We start from the raw sequence: 20504 nt of genomic DNA, 5'->3' as shown, positions 1-20504 counted from the left end.
TCGGGCTCATTTGGAATAGGCGTGGTCGTCTGCGCCGCGGTATGGCTGTTGGGGCTCCCCCTCGTGCGCCGACCACCATTCCATCACGGCCCGAGCGACCTGGTCCCACAGCAGCGTCGGAAGATCGGGCACCGCGATCCTGACCACGTGGCGATTGCATGAGGTATCGCGAAACCACTCCGCTGCGCCGAAATCAAAGCCGAAACTCCCCGCATGCCGCAGCGGCAATCCGGCTCTTCGCAGGTCGTCGCACAAATCCGCCGCCACTTGCTTCGTCTGCTTCTCGTCGAGCATTCGCTTCGGCGCCAGTGTGACATAGAGACCGTGCGCGAAATGCAGCTCCGCCGACGAGCCGGCAAGCCCGGATGCAAAACAGCGCGCCGTCCGCCTGCTGTTGCGCAAAATGGCCGCCATCCGCCTGTCAGTCAGAGCCCGATAGGCCTTCGTTCCGACGTAGGGCGGGAAATGCGCAGGGACCGCCGCGCCGCCGAACAGTCGCACGGCATTGCGCGTTTCGTTGGCGAGGTCCTCCAGCCGCTCCTGCTTGGCCGGGGCGACGCGCTTTTCGCAGGCGACGAAAACCGCCGAGCCGAGCCGGCCGTACTCCACCCCGAGGGAATCAAGCTTGGTATGGCTGCGCACCAGCGCGATCGGGACTTTCCAACGCCGTGCCCAGCTCACAACCCGGCGGATTCGCCCCGAGCCCGTCGAGAAGCAGGTCGTGTCGAAAATTACGAGATCGAGGCGCGGCCTTGCGCAACGGAGGGTCGCCTCGAATGCGGCAGCGGGCGTGCATGAATCGAACAGAAGAATTCGCGGTCGATTAGCACAAAGGGCGACCTCGTCCGGAGAGCTTTTCAGCGGGACCAGGCGAAACTGACGTGCATGATTTTCGATCAGCTCGAGGGTCTCGCCATAGGCGCCAGGCAAAACCAGGATGTCCGCCTCAGATGCCAAGCGTGCGAAGGCCAGCAGCAGTGCCGATATCGCCGCCATCCCCGAGGACGTATAGATGGTCTGGTTCGCCGATGTCGAATGGTCGTAAAAGGATGGGCCGCGCACTTCGAGGTCTGCGCGCTGATAATCGTAGCTGAACGTGAACGGCCCAGCGCGCAGCCGGCCCGGATGTGCCCAGGCTGTTTCCGTGAACGCCCAATCGTGCAGCGCATGCTGGGCCTTCAGGGCTGCGGCGATGTGAAATTTTTGTTCAATCACCTCGACCACCGAGGTCGGATGCCGCAGCGCCAAAGGAGTGTCGAGGAAACCGTTCAGCAACGTGATTTCCTCGTGTTTCCTGTCGAGATAAGCCTCAAGTGTTTCCATGGCTGGCTTCGACCGACCCTGCCCTGCGATAACGTGCCGGAAGGGCATTGGGTCCACGCCACAGAAAACGCATCGGTGCTCGGGCGAGCAAACCGTCTCCGACTTCAAACTGCGAGCAATTCACCGAGGGAACGAAGTTGGCGCTATCTTGCGGCGCCGATCCGCCTGATGCCGGCAATCGGCGGCAAGGCGCCGGTGTGAACCGGCTCGCCCCGCGAGATTTCCGGCGACAGCGGCGCGCGGGCGGTGGCATCCGGGAAGCGGATCCTCATTTCACGGATGAAGCCGTCGAGCGTGTCGACGCTGGCGGCCATCTTGGCAATTAGCGCGAATTCGGCGCTATTGGAGGCGGCCGGCTTGCTCGCGGTCTCGAATGCGAACCGATCGGCCTCGCCGATCATCAGGGGCGCGTATTTCTCGCGGAAACGGGCCAGGCCGATCGCATCCTCGGCCAGCGCATAGCCGACCACGGCACGGATTATGTCGCTCTTCTCGGCTGCATTCAGCGGTTTGAAATCCCGCCAGCGGTCGGCGTAGTACAATTCGATCTGTTCGGAAGCTTCCCGCCACTGCCGCGACGCCCAATAGATGTCGGAGCGCAGCCGGATCGCTTCGCGGCCGGTGAGGTTGGAGATGATATCGAGCGCGAGGTCGTGGCGACCGACATCGCTCTGGGCCCGCGCCTCCAGGAGTAGCCGCTGCTGACGCAATTCGCCGGACAGATCGGAGATCCGCGTCAGGCGCAGCGCCGTGATCGCCCGGTCCGGCTTGCGGTTGGCCAGGTAGACCATGGCAAGCCGGGCCGCCACCTGCGCGCGCGCGGCGCCCTCCAGGCGTTTGTCGACCTGGTACTGCAACAGTTCGGCGGCCTGGTCGAGCAGGTCGACGGCAGCCAGCCGGTCCGCGAGGCGCCGGATCATTTCGTCGCCGCGCCGGCCGATCGGCGTCAATTCGCGATACTCATAGAACATGGCGAGCGCATCGACCGGCTTCATGTCGTCGCCCTTCTGGCCGAGATAGAGGTCCGTGAACAGTGCGGACGCCGCATCCTGGCCCTGCCGCGACAGTTCGGAGTTGGGCTGCAGCTTCGTCGCGGTCTTGGCGGCGGAGAGCGCCTCGGCATAACGGCCGTTTTCGGCATAGAGCTGCGTCAGCTTATTCAATGCCTTCAACTCGATTGCGTCGCCGCGCCAGATCACCGACAAGGTCTCCAGTTCGCGTATCAACTCGGCCTGGCCGAGCTCGCCGCGCCGGTGCCGCAGCAGGGCCTGCAGCAGACTCGCCTCTGCCGATGCCTCCCGGTCGCTGGATTGCGCCGCGAACCTGTAGGCGTCGAGCGCGTCCTTGTCGTGCCCCAACGCCTCGGCAAGACGCCCGCGCAGCACGGCGATCTCGGGCTTCATCTCGTTGGGAATGCCGATCACTTCCAACTCGCTGCGCCGCCGCGAGGCCCCGCCATAATCCTTTACCTCGAGCGAGGCCCGCATCGCGTCGGTGATGATGATTCGCTGCAGTTCCAGCGGCAGCGCGGCGATCGAGAATTCGGCGTTCTTGAACTTTTCACGCGCGTCCACCCATTTTTCCTGGCGGGCGAACGCGAACCCTTTCCACAATTGGGAATCGTAGCCGTTGCCGATCGCTGGATTGGCAAGGTCCTTCAGCGCGTGTTCGGGATGGCCAATCAAGATGCTGGCGACCGCATGCACCATCAGCACGGCGCCGTCTTCGTTCCCCGGGTTGGTTTCGGAGAGGATGAGGTTGGTCACCCCTCTCGCCTCCTGATACATGCCGCGCGACATGTAGAAGTTCGCAAGTTCGAGGCGAGCGTGCGTCTTTTGCTCGGGCCTCGCGGCGGCCGCTGCCTTGATCAGCGCATCCAGCCGGGCAAGAAACTTTTCTTCCCGGTTCTTGCGCCATTCATCGGCGTCGAACAGCGGCCTGACCGCCGCGGTGGCGCGTTCGGCCGCGACGTCGGCGGACGACAGCGTCAATCCGCCGGGCCGGCCGAGCATCACCTTGTCGGCGCCGACCTCGGCGTTGATATCATCGGAATTCGGATGAACGACCACACCGTGCACCGATTCCAACAGCGACAGTTCGACGAAATCCTGCCGTTTGATGAGGCCACGGGTCGGTGGCGGCGCGGTCACGACCCACAGCGTATCGCCTGCGTCGGGATCGACCAGCCGGTGCATCGCGCCGGGATTGGCCAGCGGCACGGTGACATTGGCAAGCGCGGGATCAGTAATATTTCGCAGCACCATCAGCGGCAGCGGCGGTGTCTGCCCGCGGTCGGCGAAGGTCAGCGTCCACTCGGCGCCGTTGGCGCGGCCTTCGCTTTCGAGCGAAGGGATCTGCGGCCGGTTGAGGCGGATGCGGACGGCCTGACCCTTTTCCAGCGACAGCCGGCTGACATCGCCGATGATGGCGCCGCCCTTGCTACGGATCGGCTCGATATCTACCGGCTTGGTCTGGTCGAATACCAGCCATACCGTGTCGGCACGGCGAAACAGCGCAGCCGGGGTCGGCGCGGCAAAGGAGAACGTCACGCGCAGGCCGTCACTGTCACGCCTTGCCTCGACGACGGGGGTCTTGTCCTTGGCACCACTTTCCGGCGGCTCTGCGGAAGACTGAGCCTGCTTGGATGCCACGGGCTTTGGCGCCTCCGCCGCGGCGGCCTGCAACGGTTCGGCGGGCTGCGCCGCTTTCGCGACTGCCGCCGGAGGCGACGTCTTTTCCGGTGCGGCGGCCATCTTCTCGGTCGGAGGGATAGCGTTGCCATTGGCTGGCGGCGCCTTTTCGAGGCCAGGCATTGCGGCCTCCGCAGCGGCCGGTGCTTCATTCACCTGCACGGGCTTGATTTCGATCCTGGCCTGTTCGGCAATCATCTCCGACGTGACGGGCGGAATCTCGGCCGGCTGCTGTGGTGGCAGCGATTCCTTCATGGCCTTGTCGCGCGCGATCCGCGACGCAGGTCCTGGCTTGGCCGGCACGACCGGTTTGGCCGCGGCTTGCGGCTCGGCCAGCGCCGGCTTTTCCGGCTGCTGGAAGGCGACGTCGATCACATAGTTCTTTTCCTCGCGGAAGGAATGCACGTCGACCTCGCCGATCAGCAGAATGTCGACGGCGGAAGAATCAACGTCGGCGCGCTGGTTGATCGAAGCGATGTTCGGCGGCGCCGCCACCTTCGCATCCGCCAGGTCGAAATTGAGCACGCTGTTGAACTGCAGCGTCAGCTTCTGATCGTTCAGCACCGACGAGACGTTGACGCCGTCGGGCATCTCGAACACGAAGCGGACGAAAGTCGGCTGCACCGAGGCGCGGACACGCACCGGCGGCTTCTTTTTCGCGGACGCCACCGCAAGCTGCGCGCGGAGCGCGCGCTCGGCGGCCCGCGCCCGCTCCGCCAGTTCGCGAACGACCGCGGCAGGAAGCGGGGGCGGCGGCCCGGTCCAGCTATCGGGCAGGAAGTCGACGAAGATCCGCTCCCCCGCCGTCATGGTGTTGACGGTTGCCCGCCGCGCCAGCGACAGCCGGATCGCGGTGCCGTCGGGATCGCGCCGCGCCGAGCCGACATAATCGGGGACCGCGTCCGACAGTTTGTCGACGGGAATATCCACCGGGCGCTTGAAGTGGATGATAATGATCGAACCCGCGGTCGAAACGTCGGATTCGACGTCCTCGGCCAGTTTCAATACCAGCCGCGCGAAGCCGCCTCCGGCCGTAAAGGTCGCCTCCCCTCGGACCGGATCGTCGGCACGGCTGGGCTGCGAAAGCGTCAGGCCGGCGAATAACAAAGCAACAGCAAGGGGCTGGCCGAGATAGTTGTGAAGGCAACGCCGCGCCGCCCGCGCCAATGCGCGGCCCGGCGACCCAGTTTCAGCGGCAGCCCTTCGCCCCATCCAGAAGATCTCGTGCCTCGATGAATTCTTCGGCGAAGCGCTCTCGCCCGCACGTTGGAATCTTGGATTGGCCGGCTTAAGGCTTTGTTAACGTCAACCAATTGATTTCATTGAAGGGACAATGGGCTACGGCCTCAATCAATTACACATCGTAATGGGTCGGTATCCGGACCTTTCTCCGGGTCACCGCTCAAACGTCGCGAGCCTCGGGCCGCAGCGATCACCATCACGCCCGTGCCATGATTGATCTGCATTATTTATCTCACGCAGCGTTGGAACTAACATCGGCGGTTCCGTCTTAGGGAAACAATGGACCCGGGAAGCGGGGCCGGCAGTCGATCAACCAACGCTCCCGGGTCGCTAACCTGCCTCAGGCAGCCAATTCGGAGTGCGTGAAATGGCAACCCAGATCGTGATGGATCGTACTGGCGACACCCGGCATACTTTCGACGTCCATGACCGCGCGGAGGTCGAAAAGGCCGAGCGGCGCTTTATGGAATTGACCGGCGCAGGATTTACCGCAGCGGTCCGAACGGGACCCGGCGAGCAACGGGTTATCCGCTCCTTCGATCCGACGGCGGAAGAAACGCTGTTTTATCCGCGTCTCGTTGGCGGCTGACGGCAGTGACCCAGCAGATCGTCCTTGCGATTTGCTCATTTGTGCTGGCTCTACTCGGTACGGTGCTGCTGTCGGCGCTCTCGCTGGCAGTGGCGCGGTCCGGCTCCTGCAGCAAATCGTTTCGCTTCGAGACTGAGGCGCGAGCCCTTACGCTCTTGAAGGATTGGCTATCGCCGAAGCAGCGGGCCTCTTACGAGCGATTCCGGTATTTCGACGTCGTCGGGAGCCACACCGGGACGCGCTACCGGATCCATCATGGGACGCAGACGAACATCGAGGAAATCAACGGCGCCGGCCAACATGTCTGCAAATGGTGCTTTGTTCCCGATGGCGACCTCGTCGCTGGCGATGTCATGCTGGCGCAGAAAATTGCCCTTGAAACCAACGAGCGCGGCGCGCTCGCCGTAGCTCACCGCTCGTTTGTCTCGTCAGGGCCGCGCAGGTTCTGACCGGACGCGTCAGTACCCTTCGCCGGGCAGCCATCCTGCGTCAGTTCGGCCTTTGCTGCAGGATTTTGCCTTCGATTTTCGGCAGCTCGGCCGTGGACGTGGACTTATCGGTGCCGGCGGCGCGGCGGGCCAGTTCGACCGTCAGCCGTTCGGCCGCTTCCGGCTGCATCAGGCCCAGAATGTCCGACATCTTCCGCGGCGCAATCTGGGAGGCGATTTCGTAGAGCACGGACATTTCCAGCCGATCGAACACCTTGGCGGCGTCCTTCGGCTTCATGCCCTCGTACATCGTGATGATGCCCTTGAAGCGGGCAGCGTCCTGTTCGGCCTTTTGCCCGCTCGCTGTCGAGATCCGTGCCTCGGTGGCCTTCATTTCCTCGACACGGCCCTCGATGCGCTTCTCGGCTGATTTCAGAAGGCTTTCGCGAATTTCGATTTCACGCGCGCGCTGCTCCAGTTCCTGGCGCCGCGCCTGCAGCCGTTCCAGGATGGCGCGCTCCGACGGCGACACCGATTGCGGGTTCTGGTCGGGAAACACCACGACGCCGTCGGGCTTCGGCGCCTCGGTAGCCGGCGCTGCCGGCTTCGGCGCCTCTTCCTTTTTTTCTTCCTTCTTGACCGAACCGGTGATGTCGGCGGTATCCGATATCGAGCCACCGGGGTAGCCCAGATTGTCCTGCGCCCAGGAGCGCTTGGTTGGCTGGCTGACCTGATAATCGAACACGTATCCGCCATCGATCACGAGGCCGGCGACCTTCAGCACTGCAAGGCCGAAGATCGCGACCAGCACGACCGGAATGACACGGATATCGCGAAACGATTTCATGCGGCGAGGCCACTGGCCTTTCGGCGTTCGGAGAATGCTTCAGCCGCCGCGGCTACCGCCTTGGCTGTTGAGACCCTGGGTGCCGCGGGTTCGGCTTCTTGCGAGGGCCGCGCCGCGATCGCGATCTTGGACAGCCGTCGAATGACGCCGTCGCCTTCGGCAAGCATGCCCTTCAGATGACCCGCCATCTGGGTCGCGGCGGCGAGTTGGCTGCCGAGATTCTCGTTGACGTCGCGCACGGTGTGCTTGAGGCCGCCGATCGCCCGCTCGGCGATTTCGGTTGCCGTGATCAGTTCAGCGATCGTGGCTTTCAGCGAATGCTCGTCCGCCTTCAGCCGCTTCAGCCGCTTGTTGAGCAGCATGCAGTAACCGATCGTGAGCAGTAGCAAAACCGCCACCAGACTCTCGATTACAATGCCAAGGAAATGACTCATTGTGCCTCCATCAGCTTGGTTTGCTCGTCGGCCTTCTCGAACATCGCGAAGGTGGTATTCGGTTTGCGCAATTGCTTGGTGACGCGGATGGCGACGCGGTCGCCGACCCGGCCCATCCGCCCTTCGGTCAGGGTGACGTTTCCGCAGCGGACCGACACCAGCGCATCGGGCCGCATCTCCAGCGGCAGCGTGTCGCCGACCTTCAGCTTCATCAAATGCTTGAGCGGAATGTCGGCTTCATACAGCACGGCATCGACCGATATCTCGGCCTGCGCCACTTCGGTGGCGAAGTGCCCTTCCCAGATCGGATCGCGGCCGAACTTTTCGCCCATGAACATCTGCAACAGAACCGGGCGGATCGGCTCGATCGTCGCATAGGGCAGCAGCAGTTCGATGTTGCCGCCGCGGTCTTCCATGTCGATGCGCAGCCGCACCAGGATCGCGGCGTTGGCAGGCCTGGAGATCGCGGCGAAGCGCGGATTGGTTTCCAGCCGGTCGATCGAGAACGTCACCGGCGACAGCGGCCGGAACGCCTGCTCGGCGTCTGAAAGCACCACCTCGACCAGCCGCTTGACGAGGTTGGTTTCGATCGTGGTGTAGGGCCGACCCTCGATGCGCAGCGAGGTCTGACCGCGGCGGCCGCCGAGCAGCACGTCGATAATCGAATAGATCAGGCTGGAATCGACCGTCGCAAGGCCGAAATTCTCCCATTCCTCGGCCTTGAACACGCTGAGCACGGCCGGCAAGGGAATTGAGTTCATGTAATCGCCGAAGCGGACCGAGGTGATGCGGTCAAGCGAGACTTCGACGTTGTCGGAGGTGAAGTTGCGCAAGCTCGTGGTCATCAGCCGCACCAGGCGGTCGAACACGATTTCGAGCATCGGCAGACGCTCGTAGGACACCATCGCGGAATCGATGATGGCGCGAATGCCGGAATGGTCGTCGAGATTGACATCGCCGACGGTGAAGCCGAGCAGATTGTCGATTTCTTCCTGCGACAGAACCCGCTCGCCGGAATTCTTGTTGCCGAATTCGCGGCCGCCATCCTCGACCATGGCCGCCCACTGCAGCGCCATGCTCTCGGAGAGTTCATTGGCGGCAGCCTCTTCCGCAGCCGCCGCGGGATCTTCGGAATCCAGCGAGGCTTCCCATTGCGCGGCAATGGCGTCCTGGTCCATCTGGTCTTGATTGCCGGCCATGATGCTAGATCCGCCCCATCACTGCACGACGATTTCCTTGAACAGCACGGCGCTCACCTGCTGCGGCGCCACCGCGTTGTTGACGCGCTTGGTTAGCTCTTCCTTGAGGCGAAACAGGCCCGCCGAACCGTTGATGTCGGAGGGACGCAATTCGCGCAGGTAGGTCTGGAACAGATCGGTGACGCGCGGCAGGTTCGGCTTGATCGCCTCGACCTGCTTCTCTTCCTTGATCTCGAGCACGACCTTGACGCGGAGATATTGCACCCGCTCGCCCGGGGCGCCGACCAGGTTGACCATCATATCGGGCACTTCGACGAAGGACGGCGGCTTCAACGGCGGCGCTTCGGCGTGCTTCTCCTCGCCGTGGCCGCGCATGAGGAAGAACCAGCCGGCGCCGGCGCCAAGGATGGCGACGAATCCGGCGACCGCAATGATCAGCTTGAGCTTGCCCTTTTTCGACGATGCGGCTTCTGCGCCGTCTACGCCTTCCGCCTGCTCGTTGTCAGCCATTGCCCCGCCCGCTTCGATTCCGGAAACGAACGCGGTTGCCACCAGCCTGGGTAACGATGCCCCCACAACGCGAAACAAAAGCCGCCAGCGCACACGCGCCCTCTACACGTGCAACGCTAGGGTAATAATGGTTAACGGAACCTTTCCATTCGCGCCCAACTGGGAAAAATCTGCCGGGCAAACATGGTCAACAAGACCTTTCTGCCGCCCCCTCCGCCCGCAGAAAAATGCCTAACCCCTTAAAAAATCAACCCTTCCGGACTTGGCACGGCTTTCGCTGAGTAAACGGCGTGGACCCGCCGGCTTGGGAGAGCCCAAAGGTTTACGACGGATCCGGATTACGGGCTTGGGAGAGCCTGCTTCGGATCGATCAAGGGGAGAACCACCGATGGAGAATATGCTTCTCGTCGGACTTTCGCGGCAGATGACGCTGGAACGGCAGTTGGATGTCGTTGCCAACAATGTCGCGAACATCAACACGACGGGCTTCAAGGCCGACCGCTCGCTGTTCGAGGAATATCTGCGCTCGCCGGCGCATGAAGACAATTTCGTGCGCGCCGACCGCCGCGTGTCCTTCGTGCACGACCGCGCCACCTTCCACGATTTCTCGGCCGGTCCCTCCGAGCAGACCAAGAACCCGCTCGACGTCGCGATCGACGGCAACGCCTTTCTGGTGGTGCAAACGGCCGCCGGCGAGCGCTACACCCGTGACGGTGGCCTGCAGATCAACAACCAGGGCCAACTCGTGACCGCGAGTGGCGATCCGGTGCTGGGGACCTCCGGTCCGATCGTGTTCCAGCCGACCGACAAGGCGATCAACATCGCCGCCGACGGCAATATCACGGTTCTTGAGGGCACCGGCAGCACCGACTCCATTCGCGGCAAACTGCGGCTGGTCTCCTTTGCCGACCCGCAGAAGCTCGTCAAGGAAGGCGGCAACCTCTACTCGGCGGGTCAGGGCGTCGCCGCCCAGCCCGACACCACTTCGCGGGTGCGCCAGGGCTTCATCGAAAAGTCGAACGTCAATTCGGTCCACGAAATGAGCCGCATGATCGAGATCACGCGCACCTACACGCAGATCTCGGCGATGCTGCAGCAGCAGCACGACCTGCACCGAACCGCAGTCGAGAAACTCGCCGACGTTCCGGCATAACACTTAAGGCATAGATCGATGCGCGCACTTTACACAGCAGCGACCGGCATGGCGGCACAGGAACTCAACGTTCAGGTGATCTCCAACAACATCGCCAATATGCGCACCACCGGCTACAAGAAGCAGCGCGCGGCATTCCAGGACCTGATCTATGACCATGTGCGCCGCGTCGGCGCGCAGGCTTCCGACCAGGGCACCATCCTGCCGGTCGGCGTCGACATCGGCGGCGGCGTCAAGACCGTCGGCACGCCGCGGCTGATGGGCCAGGGCACACTGTCGCCGACCGGCAACGACCTCGACGTCGCGATCCGCGGCGAAGGTTTCTTCAAGATCCAGGTGCCCGACGGCACCTATGCCTATACCCGCGACGGCTCGTTCATGATGGACGCGCAAGGCCGCGTCGTCACCGCCCAGGGCAACCCGGTGCAGCCGACGATCACGATCCCGCAGAATTCCTCGCAGATCACCATCAACGCGCAGGGTCAGCTCACGGTGATGCTGCCGGGCTCGACCACGCCGACGCTCGTCGGCCAGATCGGCCTGACCCGGTTCATCAACAAGGCCGGCCTCAATCCGATCGGCGACAATCTGTTCACGGACACCCCGGCCTCCGGTACGCCACAGGACGGCATCGCCAACACTGACGGCTTTGGCGACATGCAGCAGGGCAACCTCGAACAGGCCAACGTCGAGGTGGTGACCGAAATCTCCGACCTGATCGCCGCCCAGCGCGCCTATGAGATGAACGCCAAGGTCGTCAGCGCGGCCGACCAGATGCTGCAATCCACCTCAAACATGTTCCGCTAGAGGACTGGTCATGATCGCCCGCGCCCTCCTCCTGGCCGCCGCCCTGATCGCCGCATCGAGTACGGCCGCTGTCGCGCAGACCCGGGAAAGCATCGCGAACCGCAACGTGATCGTCACGCCCGTGCTGCGTGCCAACGTGCAGGTATCGGGCGACCTCGTGCGGATCGGCGACGTGATCGACAACGCCGGCAGCGCCGCGCAGATCGCGATCTATCGCGCCCCGGATCTCGGCACCACCGGCTCGCTGCCGGTAGCGCAGGTGCTCAACACGCTCCGTGCCCATCATGTGATCGGCGTCGACACCCGCGACCTCAGGGAAATTTCGGTAACGCGTCTGGCCCGCCTGCTCGAAGGCAAGGACATCGAGCTGCAGGTTGCACGCGCGCTGGAGCGCCGCAATGGTCTCGGCGACGCCGCCAATCTGTCGATGACCTTCGACCGCGATCCCGGCGACGTCAGGCTGGATGCCGGCTTTAGCGGTAGCCTGCAGGCGACCATCGTGCGCTACGACAATCGCAACGGCCGCTTCGACGTCACCTTTGAGATCGCCAACGAGAACGGCGCCGCTGCTGCCAAGCTGCGTTTTACCGGCACGGCGATCGAGACCGTCGAGGCCGCGGTGCTGGCGCGAAACGTCGAGCGCAATGAGGTCTTGAAATCGTCCGACGTGGTGATCGAGCGTCGCCCGAAAGCGGAAGTCGGCCCTGATGCCGCTGCGCGCGATCGCACGGTGGGCATGCAGGCCCGCCGCCAGCTCCGCGCCGGCCAGGCCATCAGGACCGCAGATCTCGCCAAGCCCGATTTGGTACAGCGCGACCAGAACGTCATGTTGATCTACGAGACGCCCGGAATCTACCTCACCATGCGCGGCAAGGCGCTGGACAGCGGCACCGAAGGTGACGTCGTCACCGTCATGAACCTGCAGTCGAAGCGCACGGTGTCCGGCACCGTAACTGGCCGTGGGCAGGTCTCGATCTCACCGCCGGCGCCTCGCCTGCCGCAGACCAGCGAGGCCACCTCCTCGCTCGGCAAAGCACCCGCACCCGTCGCCGTAGCTACCGTCAGTTCGCCAGTCGCTCCAAAAGCCGAGTAATGTAAATGTCAGTCACCCGTCTCAACCGTCTCGCTCTCTCCGGCGCCATGCTGTCGCTGGCCGCCTTCGCGAGCGGTTGCTCCTCGATCGACCGTCTGTCGCAGATCGGCGAAAAGCCGAAGCTGACCGAGATCGAAAACCCGACCACGCAGCCCGGCTACAAGCCGGTGCAGATGCCGATGCCGAAGCCGGAGCAGGCCTCCTATAACGCCAACTCGCTGTGGCGGAATGGCTCGCGTGCCTTCTTCAAGGATCAGCGCGCGGCGCGTATCGGCGACCTCCTGACGGTGACCGTCAACATCACCGACAAGGCCAACCTGTCCAACGAGACCCAACGCAGCCGCTCGGCCAAGGAAGACTCGGGGATCACCGATTTCATTGGGTCAAGCACGATCACGCAGGCAAACAAGATCCTGCCCGGCAAGATCCTGACCACGGACTCGACGTCATCGAGCGACGGCAAGGGCTCGGTCAACCGCCAGGAAGCGTTGCAGACCAACGTCGCGGCCGTGGTCACGCAGGTGCTGCCGAACGGCAATCTCGTGGTCGAAGGAAAACAGGAAATCCGCGTCAACTTCGAGATCCGCGAACTGATCGTCGCCGGCATCGTCCGCCCCGAAGACATCCAGAGCGACAACACCATCGATTCCACCAAGATCGCGCAGGCCCGCATCGCCTATGGCGGCCGCGGCCAGATCACCGACGTGCAGCAACCCCGTTACGGGCAACAGGTGATGGACGTGCTGCTGCCGTTCTAGTTTCTCCCGAGCTCCCACACTCCATCGCGAACCTAGGCGCGATGAAGTGTATCAACGCGGCCTCCGTCAGTCTCCCCTAGCGGAGGCCGTGGTCGTTTTGTGATCCAAGGAGCCGCATCATCTTAGAGCTTGCTCCAGTGCAAGCCGCCTGCCCCTCATCGTCTTCCCGTGTTGGAACCGAACCTACCCGCCGGCGTTCCTGACAGCAACCATCTGCATGGAGGCTAATCATGGGCCGCGGAATGCCATCGATGACTGCTCTGCTCGGGCTGCTCGCCATTGCGGGATATCAGAACCGCGACAAACTGGCAGAACTTCTCAAGGGCGTTGGGGGCCAGCCGAACACAGGCGGTGGACAGCAGCCGCTGGGCGGCTTGCTGGGCAATTTGAGCGGCATGTTGGGCGGCGCCGGGGTTGGCGGCCTGCTCAACGGCGGGATCGGCGAGTTGCTCGAAAGTTTCAAGCAAAACGGCCAGGGCGAGAAGGCTGAATCCTGGATCAACCAAGGCCCGAACAAGGATGTCTCGCCTCCGGAATTGAAGCAAGCGATCGGGTCCGACGTACTTGCACAACTCGAACAGCAGACCGGACTTTCGCAGGAGGAGATCTTGGCGAGATTGTCTCGCGAGCTTCCGGCAGCCGTCGACAAGTACACACCGGACGGCCGTTTGCCCGCAGCATGAGTTAATGGACGTGACATTGGGGCAAACAACAGGGAGCATCGAGATGGGCATACTTTGGACGATCATCATTGGCTTCATTGCTGGCGTGATTGCGAAATTCATTATGCCCGGAGACAATGAGCCCTCGGGCTTCATTCTCACCACCATACTGGGCATCGTCGGCGCTTTCGTGGCGACCTATCTCGGCCAGGCGCTCGGGTGGTACAGCCCCGGAGAAGGCGCGGGCCTGATCGGTGCGATAGTCGGCGCCATCATTGTACTCTTCGTCTACGGCCTCTTCGCCGGCCGGCAACGGCGAGCGATTTAAGAACTAGATCTGATGGTTTCATCGTCGGGCTTGGGTTTGGATCAGCGGAGCGGTCCGTCGTCCCCTAGCGAACTCAGGCACGAGACGATTCAACGCGGTCTCCGTGAGTTCCATTGGGCGGAGACCGCGATTCATCGCCGTGCCGCACCGGCGATTAAGTTGGAGCGACGACGCGGAGGGGTCCTGTCGATCACTAGAGCACTAGCTCGGGCGTCCGACATCATGACGCGGCACGGCCGGGCGGTTCAGGCGACCGATCTGCAAGGCGAACCAGTTCGGATCGGCCTCCTGTCCGATTTCCCAGGCATCTCCGCCTATCTGTACAGGGTATTGTCCATCGCCTTCGTTATCGCCGTCATGTTTTGGACGGTGTCCGCTGTGCGGCGCCGGCGCTCCAGGTTCCTGACACGTGCAGGCATCGTGATCGTGATGTGGACGGCTTCGATCGCGACGGCCGCCGGCGCCCACACCCTCGACGTGCTGGCGATACCTGATTCCCGCAGTGCCGATGGTGGGCCTCATGCTGTCCCTTTTCACCGTCGAACTGGCCGAAACGGTCGCATGCCGAGATTGTCGAACTTACGGTCTCCGCCGATCAGGAGTAAAATGACCCGACGTCCGCGGGCGCTCGTGCCCGGAGGCGGGCCGGCTAGACATCGTGGCAACTCTTCGTCACGCCCGTTGGCAAAAAGCTGAGGTTTGCCCATCGATCCACACGGCGAATTCCATGACCGATCCCGAGCGTTTGGAAGGTATTCCTGGCCGCTACTGGCACCGGCTCGAAGACGGGCGCATCCAGTGCGATGTCTGCCCGCGCTACTGCAGGCTTAACGAAGGCCAGCGTGGCCTGTGCTTCGTGCGTGGCCGGCAGGATAACCGGATCGTGCTCACGACCTACGGCCGCTCCTCCGGATTCTGTGTCGATCCAATAGAGAAGAAGCCACTGAACCACTATCTGCCCGGAACTCCTGTGCTGTCGTTCGGTACCGCCGGGTGCAACCTGACCTGCAAGTTCTGCCAGAACTGGGACATCTCCAAAGCGCGAGAGTTCGACCGGCTCCAGGACACAGCCTCGCCGGAAGATATTGTCGAGGCCGCGATTGCCACGGGCTCGCGCTCCATCGCCTACACCTATAATGACCCTGTCATCTTCCTCGAATATGCCGTGGACGTCGCAAGGGTGGCGCGCCGGCGCGGGATCAAGAACGTGGCGGTTACAGCGGGCTACATCGATGCGGCGGCACGGGAGGAGCTTTACACCTTCATGGACGCCGCCAATGTCGACCTCAAGGCGTTCACCGAGGCGTTCTACAATCGGCTGTGCACCGGGCGTCTCGGCGCCGTCCTCGAAACGCTCGAGTATCTGAGACACAGGACGAAGGTCTGGCTCGAAATCACAACGCTGCTGATCCCGGGTCACAATGACAGCCCGGAGGAGGTGAAAAAACTGAGCGAATGGGTGATGACAAGGCTAGGACCTGACGTGCCCTTGCATTTCACGGCCTTCCACCCTGATTACAAGATGCTGGATCTGCCCCGTACGCCGGCCCTCACCCTGACGACGGCTCGCGACATCGCGCGCAAGGTCGGGCTGCAGTTCGTCTACACCGGAAATGTCCATGACGAGCGGGGCCAAAGCACGTACTGTCCGGGCTGTGGTGAGCGGATCATCGGCCGAGATTGGTATGACATCACCACTTGGCGACTCACCGGCGACGGCCGTTGCGGCATTTGCTCCACTGCAATCCCCGGCTTGTTCGAGGCACGCCCGGGCAACTGGGGACAGCGGCGCGTCCCGATTCGGATCGGCAGACTGGAACGCTCTTGAGCGAGATGATGCCGGCGTCGGGGCGCCTCACAGCTGCGCGTTAGCGGGAGCCTGATTAGGAGGTCGCGATGAAGATTGACAGCACGATATTTGGCGCGATTACGATTGACGGAAGGACGTATGAGCACGACGTGGTCGTTCGCCTTTCCGGCGAAGTTGTGAAGCGGAAAAAGAAGCTATCAAAGAAGCTGTATGGTACCTCGCACGTGCTTTCAAAAGACGAGGCAAAGTTTCTCTTCGAGAAGGGGTGCGACCAGGTCGTGATTGGCTCGGGTCAGATGGGTAACGTGCACCTATCGCCGGAAGCTGAAGCTTATTTCGAAAGAAAGGGCTGCGAGGTCGTGTTGAAGCCGACACCCGAGGCAATACGGATGTTCAACCGGTCGCGCGCAAAGAGAATCGGCCTCTTTCACGTGACCTGTTGAAGAAATGCCCTGGTGAACCCGTGAATCCACGTTGGATCAGCCGGATCGGCGCCCCGCTCATCGCTCTTGTTTTGACCGTTGCGACGTCGGTTTCGACCGTGCACGCCGTTGAGGATGCTCGCAAGGTGAGCGTGGTGTCCTTCGGCCTTTTCGGCGATCAAGGCGTGTTTAGAAGCGAGGCGACCGGCGCGGCACGGGTCGTAGCGGGCCGTTTCGGGAACGCCCCGATCAACGTGCAATACAATTCGAAGAAAGGCGGAGGTGCAACGATCGAAGGCCTGGCCATGTCCTTGCAAGCGGCGGCCAAAGGGATGGACGCCGACAACGACATTCTGTTTTTGATTCTCACCTCGCACGGTTCCCGCGCCGGCCTTGCAATCAAAGCGGGGCGGGTTACGCAAACGCTCACTCCGTCCAATCTCGCCTACATGCTGGCGCGGACTGGCATGCGATACAAGGTGCTGGTCATCTCGGCCTGCTATTCCGGGGTCTTTATCCCTCGTCTCGCGAACCCTGATACGCTGGTAATCACCGCGGCCGATGCCGACCATCCATCGTTCGGCTGCCGGGACAAAGCCAAGTGGACCTATTTCGGCAACGCCTTTTTCAATATAGCACTCCGGCAGGCTAAGAGCCTGAAGGACGCCTTTGTTGTTGCGCGCTCGCTCGTCAAAAAGCGAGAAGTGCGCGAGCGTTTCGAGCCGTCGAATCCCCTAATGGCAGGCGGCGAAAACGTGCACCCGTTGCTCATTGCGCGTCCTTGAGCGCCGGTCGCCTTCGCGGCCGACGCCTGTCTGCCGAAGAACCTCGTCCGTATTGATCTACTGACCGAAATGCGCCGCATGTCTGGCACTGGCCCCGAGCCGAGATTCTCTCGATTAATGCCTGGTCCGGTGTCGGATGCGCCTTACGCCACTCCTTGAGAAGGAAACGCCTGCTCATACAGAAGAACTCACGATGCCAGCGCGGTTAGAAGCATCCGCGCGAGATCGGCGCTGAGGTAAGGCTTCGGCAGCAGCAGCACGCCAGCATCGAGACGGCCGTGATGTACAAGGGCATTCTCCGCATAGCCAGAGGTATAAAGCACTTTGAGCCCTGGGCGTCTTTTGACCCCCTCGGTCGCGAGCTGGCGGCCATTCATTCCACCGGGGAGCATTACGTCAGTGAACAGCAGGTCAATGCGTTCGGGTCCATCGATGATTGCCAGCGCCTCGGCAGCATTGCCGGCCGCGAGCGCGTGGAACCCGAAACGGGTGATCTGCGCCACGACGTATTCGCGAACCAGCGGGTCGTCCTCGACAATCAAGATAGACTCATCGCTGTGTTCGCCCGCATACCCGCCAGTCTCGCCGGCGGGTGCCTCCGGGCCACCACCCGTGGCCTGCGGCAGGTACAGCTTCACGGTCGTGCCGTGGCCCTCTTCGCTGTAGATCTTGATGTGTCCATTCGACTGTTTAACGAAGCCATAGACCATGCTGAGGCCGAGCCCTGATCCCTTCCCGGCCTCCTTGGTGGTAAAGAATGGTTCAAACACCTTTTCGAGCAGGCTGCTGGGGATTCCGTCCCCCGTGTCACTTACTGCAATCATGACGTAGTTGCCCGGTCTAACCTCGCTGTTCACGCGAGCGTAGTTCTCGTCGAGCACCACATTCTTGGTTTCTAACGTCAGCTTCCCGCCGTTAGACATGGCGTCACGCGCATTTAGGGCGAGATTCAGGATCGCGGTCGAGAGCTGACTGGGATCAATCAGAGCCGGCGCGGAATCGTGCGCCAGCATCGATTCAATTTCGATGTGTTCGCCGAGGGTCGGCCGTAGCAGACTCGCTGCATCGATCACCAACGCGTTGACGTCGGTATTGCGCGGCTGCAGCGGCTGTCTACGGGAGAAGGCCAACAGATGCTTCGTCAGCTCAGCTCCCCTAGCTGCGGCTCCGCTAATCAGATTGGTGATCTGAGCGAGATGTGGACGATCCTTGACCGCATCGCTGAGGATCTCGATGGTCCCGGTGATCACAGTCAGAATGTTGTTGAAGTCGTGGGCGACGCCACCGGTGAGCTGGCCGATGGCTTCCATCCTCTGCGCTTGCCGGACCTTGGATTCGGTCGCCTCTTTCTCCTCAAAGCGCCTGACCATGGCCTCAGCTTCGCGGCGTTGCCTGACTTCCTCCTCAAGTGCCGCATAGGCACTCGCAAGCTGGATGCGCGTGGGCAGCACCAGGATCCGCGGCAGCAGCAGCAGTAGTGCTGCCGCGATCACGACGGAGATCAGCGCCAGCAAAGCTTTGGTCAGGGCCTCGATTTCATAAGCCGGCACCCACATGGTGTAGATCGACAGCAGGCGGGTCACTCCGCAGACCGCGACGAAGATCGCGAATGTCAAGAATACGCCCCGGAACATCAGCTCATGGTGGCGCCGCCACACGAAGAACGCGAGGACGAACGCCGTGGCAAAGAAGGCGCCGGCGAGTATCGCGTCGGAAATGACATTCAGCCAGATCAGTTCCGGCTTCCACAATAAGCACGCGCCGTGCGCGGTGAGCGTCGACATGTGGATAGCTCCAACAAGCGGCTGCAAGCATGCAACCGCAATCCTCCGATCCGTCCGTCGGAGCGACGGAAATTATTCAGGTTTTTCGCCACCCGCACAAGCGCAGCGCTACCTCGGCGAATGTTGCTGCGCCCGCACGAGAGCCATCAAACCCGCATGTTGCATTCCCGGGAACAACCAGGCGGAGGTTTCGTCGAGGCTCAACAGATTGGCTTTCGGAACGGCCCTCCGCTGGGCGTGCCGGCCAAGCCTCGGATGTCAGTGGCCTTTAGCGGACATGTCTGCCAGACCAACTGATGCCGATTTCGTGGGCAAACCGACATGCGGCTGGACGCGCCGCATCCACATCGATGCGTCGATGGGTAGCTGCCGCACTCCGGAACGTCCCCTCCCGCCCCTCGTTTTTCGTTCATCCATCTAGCCGGAGGAGAATCCCATGGCACTGGAGGCAAACGAAACCGGCAACCTGATCGGCAGCGACAAGGTCGAGGGAACTGCCGTCTATGGCGCCGATCGCAATAAGATCGGCTCGATCGAGCGCGTCATGATTGACAAGAAGAGCGGCCGAGTGTCCTACGCCGTGCTCTCCTTCGGCGGCTTTCTCGGCATCGGCGACGACCACTATCCGCTACCCTGGCAATCGCTGAAATACGATACCTCGCTCGGCGGCTACGTCACCGGCGTGACGGAAGCGCAGCTCAAGAGCGCGCCGCATTACGGCAGCGACAACGCCTGGAACTGGAGCGATCCGACCCGGACCCGCGCCGTCAACGACTACTACGGGATCGCGATGTAATCGTGGTTACGCCCTAACCTCCGAAAGGCCCGCCTTGATGGCGGGCCTCTTTCGCTTGGCAGGGGCGAACGCGAACGCAGAAGCCAGCGTTCGCCTGTCAGCGGAGAACTATTCCTGCTGCCTTGCGTTGTGATCTGCGAAAGGCGGAGCAATGGGAAAATTCTTCTTGATCGTTATCGCTGTCAGCGTCGCCGTTTTGCTGGCGATGAGCGCGTACGTCATCAGCCTGTGACAACGATACGGCTTGCCAAACAACTCGATCAAACAGCGCCCGGCCTGGAATCGGCCACTGGTCAGCCAAAAAGCAGGCCCCGGCGCCTCTCGGGGGAAGATTGCGCCAGAGCCTGAAGGGTTGCCTCGTGTCCAAAAACACGATTGCATAATTTTCCCGACCAGGAATCGTTCCCCGCCCGAACGTTACTTCTTCATGGTTCCCGCGGGAGAAAGTAGCATCGCCCTTCTTGTCCACGGCGCCTGCGGTCCCCGCGCCCTGCGTACCGGCGTTCTTGGATGAGGGCCTGGAGTTGCTGGTCGTGGTGCCGATTGCGCCGTTCTTCATGGCGGCTCCGCCCGGTAGCAGCACCTCGGGGTGCGCAAGTTTGTCGCAGGGCGACATCAACGGAGCGAGCAACCGCGCGGACGAGCGGCGAAGGTTCTTCGAGCCCGGCAAAGTTTTGATTAACCATTAATTAATTCGCCAGCGACGATGGCAATGGATCCATGGCCGGGGAGACGGCCGGGGAAAGCACGATATAAGCCGGCTAGACTCATTGCGCAGGGCAGCGCCGGTGATCGGCACACCCTGCGATGATTACCGTATGCTTACTACCAATACACACGGATG

General features: G+C 62.3%; 20 protein-coding genes. 12 read left to right on the top strand and 8 right to left on the bottom strand.

Translation table 11 applies throughout. The features are described 5' to 3' along the window. Positions 1-6: 6 nt before the first annotated feature. The gene (locus V1278_RS16465) at positions 7-1323 is read right to left on the bottom strand and encodes a hypothetical protein (RefSeq protein ID WP_334384192.1); all 1317 of its coding nucleotides are present in this window, start codon (positions 1321-1323) and stop codon (positions 7-9) included. A 143-nt stretch (positions 1324-1466) separates the two neighbouring features. Continuing rightward, the gene (locus V1278_RS16460; protein WP_334381546.1) at positions 1467-5225 is read right to left on the bottom strand and encodes a tetratricopeptide repeat protein; all 3759 of its coding nucleotides are present in this window, start codon (positions 5223-5225) and stop codon (positions 1467-1469) included. Positions 5226-5622: 397 nt separating this feature from the next. Between V1278_RS16460 and V1278_RS16455 the strand changes: the two genes are divergently transcribed. Then, positions 5623-5844 (top strand): hypothetical protein, encoded by a 222-nt coding sequence (locus tag V1278_RS16455; RefSeq protein WP_028348639.1) that lies wholly within the window; start codon positions 5623-5625, stop codon positions 5842-5844. 5 nt (positions 5845-5849) lie between these two features. Continuing rightward, positions 5850-6293, top strand: coding sequence for a hypothetical protein (locus V1278_RS16450; RefSeq protein ID WP_442893648.1), 444 nt, complete (start codon positions 5850-5852; stop codon positions 6291-6293). A 40-nt stretch (positions 6294-6333) separates the two neighbouring features. Here the strand turns inward: V1278_RS16450 and V1278_RS16445 are convergent, their stop codons facing one another. Genes V1278_RS16445 through fliL form a run of 4 tightly spaced genes read right to left on the bottom strand, consistent with a single transcriptional unit; the run spans position 6334 to position 9262 of the window. Continuing rightward, positions 6334-7119, bottom strand: coding sequence for a MotE family protein (locus V1278_RS16445; protein ID WP_334381545.1), 786 nt, complete (start codon positions 7117-7119; stop codon positions 6334-6336). After that, complete coding sequence (locus tag V1278_RS16440) at positions 7116-7553, bottom strand: DUF6468 domain-containing protein (protein WP_028348637.1); 438 nt, start codon at positions 7551-7553, stop codon at positions 7116-7118. Before V1278_RS16440 ends, V1278_RS16445 begins: the two co-directional genes overlap by 4 nt. Next, positions 7550-8752, bottom strand: a complete 1203-nt coding sequence (gene fliM, locus V1278_RS16435; protein WP_028348636.1) for a flagellar motor switch protein FliM — start codon at positions 8750-8752, stop codon at positions 7550-7552. Before fliM ends, V1278_RS16440 begins: the two co-directional genes overlap by 4 nt. Positions 8753-8770: 18 nt before the next feature. Next, positions 8771-9262, bottom strand: a complete 492-nt coding sequence (gene fliL / locus V1278_RS16430) for a flagellar basal body-associated protein FliL (RefSeq protein ID WP_334363717.1) — start codon at positions 9260-9262, stop codon at positions 8771-8773. A 388-nt stretch (positions 9263-9650) separates the two neighbouring features. On the opposite strand from fliL, the gene flgF reads away from it, so the two are divergent. The 9 genes from flgF (at position 9651) to V1278_RS16385 (ending at position 17080) form a co-directional block, all read left to right on the top strand. After that, a complete protein-coding gene (gene flgF, locus V1278_RS16425; RefSeq protein ID WP_028348634.1) occupies positions 9651-10415 on the top strand; it encodes a flagellar basal-body rod protein FlgF in 765 nt (254 codons plus the stop codon). A gap of 18 nt (positions 10416-10433) precedes the next feature. Beyond that, the gene (gene flgG, locus V1278_RS16420; RefSeq protein WP_065749261.1) at positions 10434-11222 is read left to right on the top strand and encodes a flagellar basal-body rod protein FlgG; all 789 of its coding nucleotides are present in this window, start codon (positions 10434-10436) and stop codon (positions 11220-11222) included. 10 nt (positions 11223-11232) lie between these two features. Next, positions 11233-12315, top strand: coding sequence for a flagellar basal body P-ring formation chaperone FlgA (flgA, locus tag V1278_RS16415; protein WP_334381544.1), 1083 nt, complete (start codon positions 11233-11235; stop codon positions 12313-12315). A gap of 5 nt (positions 12316-12320) precedes the next feature. Then, positions 12321-13073, top strand: coding sequence for a flagellar basal body L-ring protein FlgH (flgH, locus tag V1278_RS16410; protein WP_334381543.1), 753 nt, complete (start codon positions 12321-12323; stop codon positions 13071-13073). Positions 13074-13303: 230 nt separating this feature from the next. Then, the gene (locus V1278_RS16405; RefSeq protein ID WP_334381542.1) at positions 13304-13756 is read left to right on the top strand and encodes a YidB family protein; all 453 of its coding nucleotides are present in this window, start codon (positions 13304-13306) and stop codon (positions 13754-13756) included. Positions 13757-13799: 43 nt separating this feature from the next. Beyond that, positions 13800-14063 (top strand): GlsB/YeaQ/YmgE family stress response membrane protein, encoded by a 264-nt coding sequence (locus V1278_RS16400; RefSeq protein WP_334368958.1) that lies wholly within the window; start codon positions 13800-13802, stop codon positions 14061-14063. 727 nt (positions 14064-14790) lie between these two features. Continuing rightward, positions 14791-15891: an AmmeMemoRadiSam system radical SAM enzyme gene (gene amrS, locus V1278_RS16395; protein WP_334363723.1), complete on the top strand. Its 1101-nt coding sequence runs from the start codon at positions 14791-14793 to the stop codon at positions 15889-15891. A 68-nt stretch (positions 15892-15959) separates the two neighbouring features. Next, complete coding sequence (locus V1278_RS16390) at positions 15960-16316, top strand: Mth938-like domain-containing protein (protein ID WP_334363725.1); 357 nt, start codon at positions 15960-15962, stop codon at positions 16314-16316. Between the two features lie 20 nt (positions 16317-16336). After that, positions 16337-17080: a C13 family peptidase gene (locus V1278_RS16385; RefSeq protein WP_334381541.1), complete on the top strand. Its 744-nt coding sequence runs from the start codon at positions 16337-16339 to the stop codon at positions 17078-17080. Positions 17081-17268: 188 nt separating this feature from the next. Here the strand turns inward: V1278_RS16385 and V1278_RS16380 are convergent, their stop codons facing one another. After that, positions 17269-18864 carry an ATP-binding protein gene (locus tag V1278_RS16380; RefSeq protein WP_334381540.1) on the bottom strand — a complete coding sequence of 532 codons (1596 nt, stop codon included), beginning with the start codon at positions 18862-18864 and terminating at the stop codon, positions 17269-17271. Between the two features lie 436 nt (positions 18865-19300). On the opposite strand from V1278_RS16380, the gene V1278_RS16375 reads away from it, so the two are divergent. Further along, positions 19301-19660, top strand: coding sequence for a PRC-barrel domain-containing protein (locus V1278_RS16375; protein WP_334363728.1), 360 nt, complete (start codon positions 19301-19303; stop codon positions 19658-19660). A gap of 97 nt (positions 19661-19757) precedes the next feature. Here the strand turns inward: V1278_RS16375 and V1278_RS16370 are convergent, their stop codons facing one another. Next, positions 19758-20219, bottom strand: a complete 462-nt coding sequence (locus V1278_RS16370; RefSeq protein WP_334381539.1) for a hypothetical protein — start codon at positions 20217-20219, stop codon at positions 19758-19760. Positions 20220-20504 lie beyond the last annotated feature (285 nt).

Origin of the sequence: Bradyrhizobium sp. AZCC 1577 (genome assembly GCF_036924575.1) — a bacterium.
GTDB lineage: Bacteria > Pseudomonadota > Alphaproteobacteria > Rhizobiales > Xanthobacteraceae > Bradyrhizobium.
The sequence above is the reverse complement of the archived record's forward strand: the minus strand, read 5'-3'. Positions and strand labels throughout refer to the sequence as shown.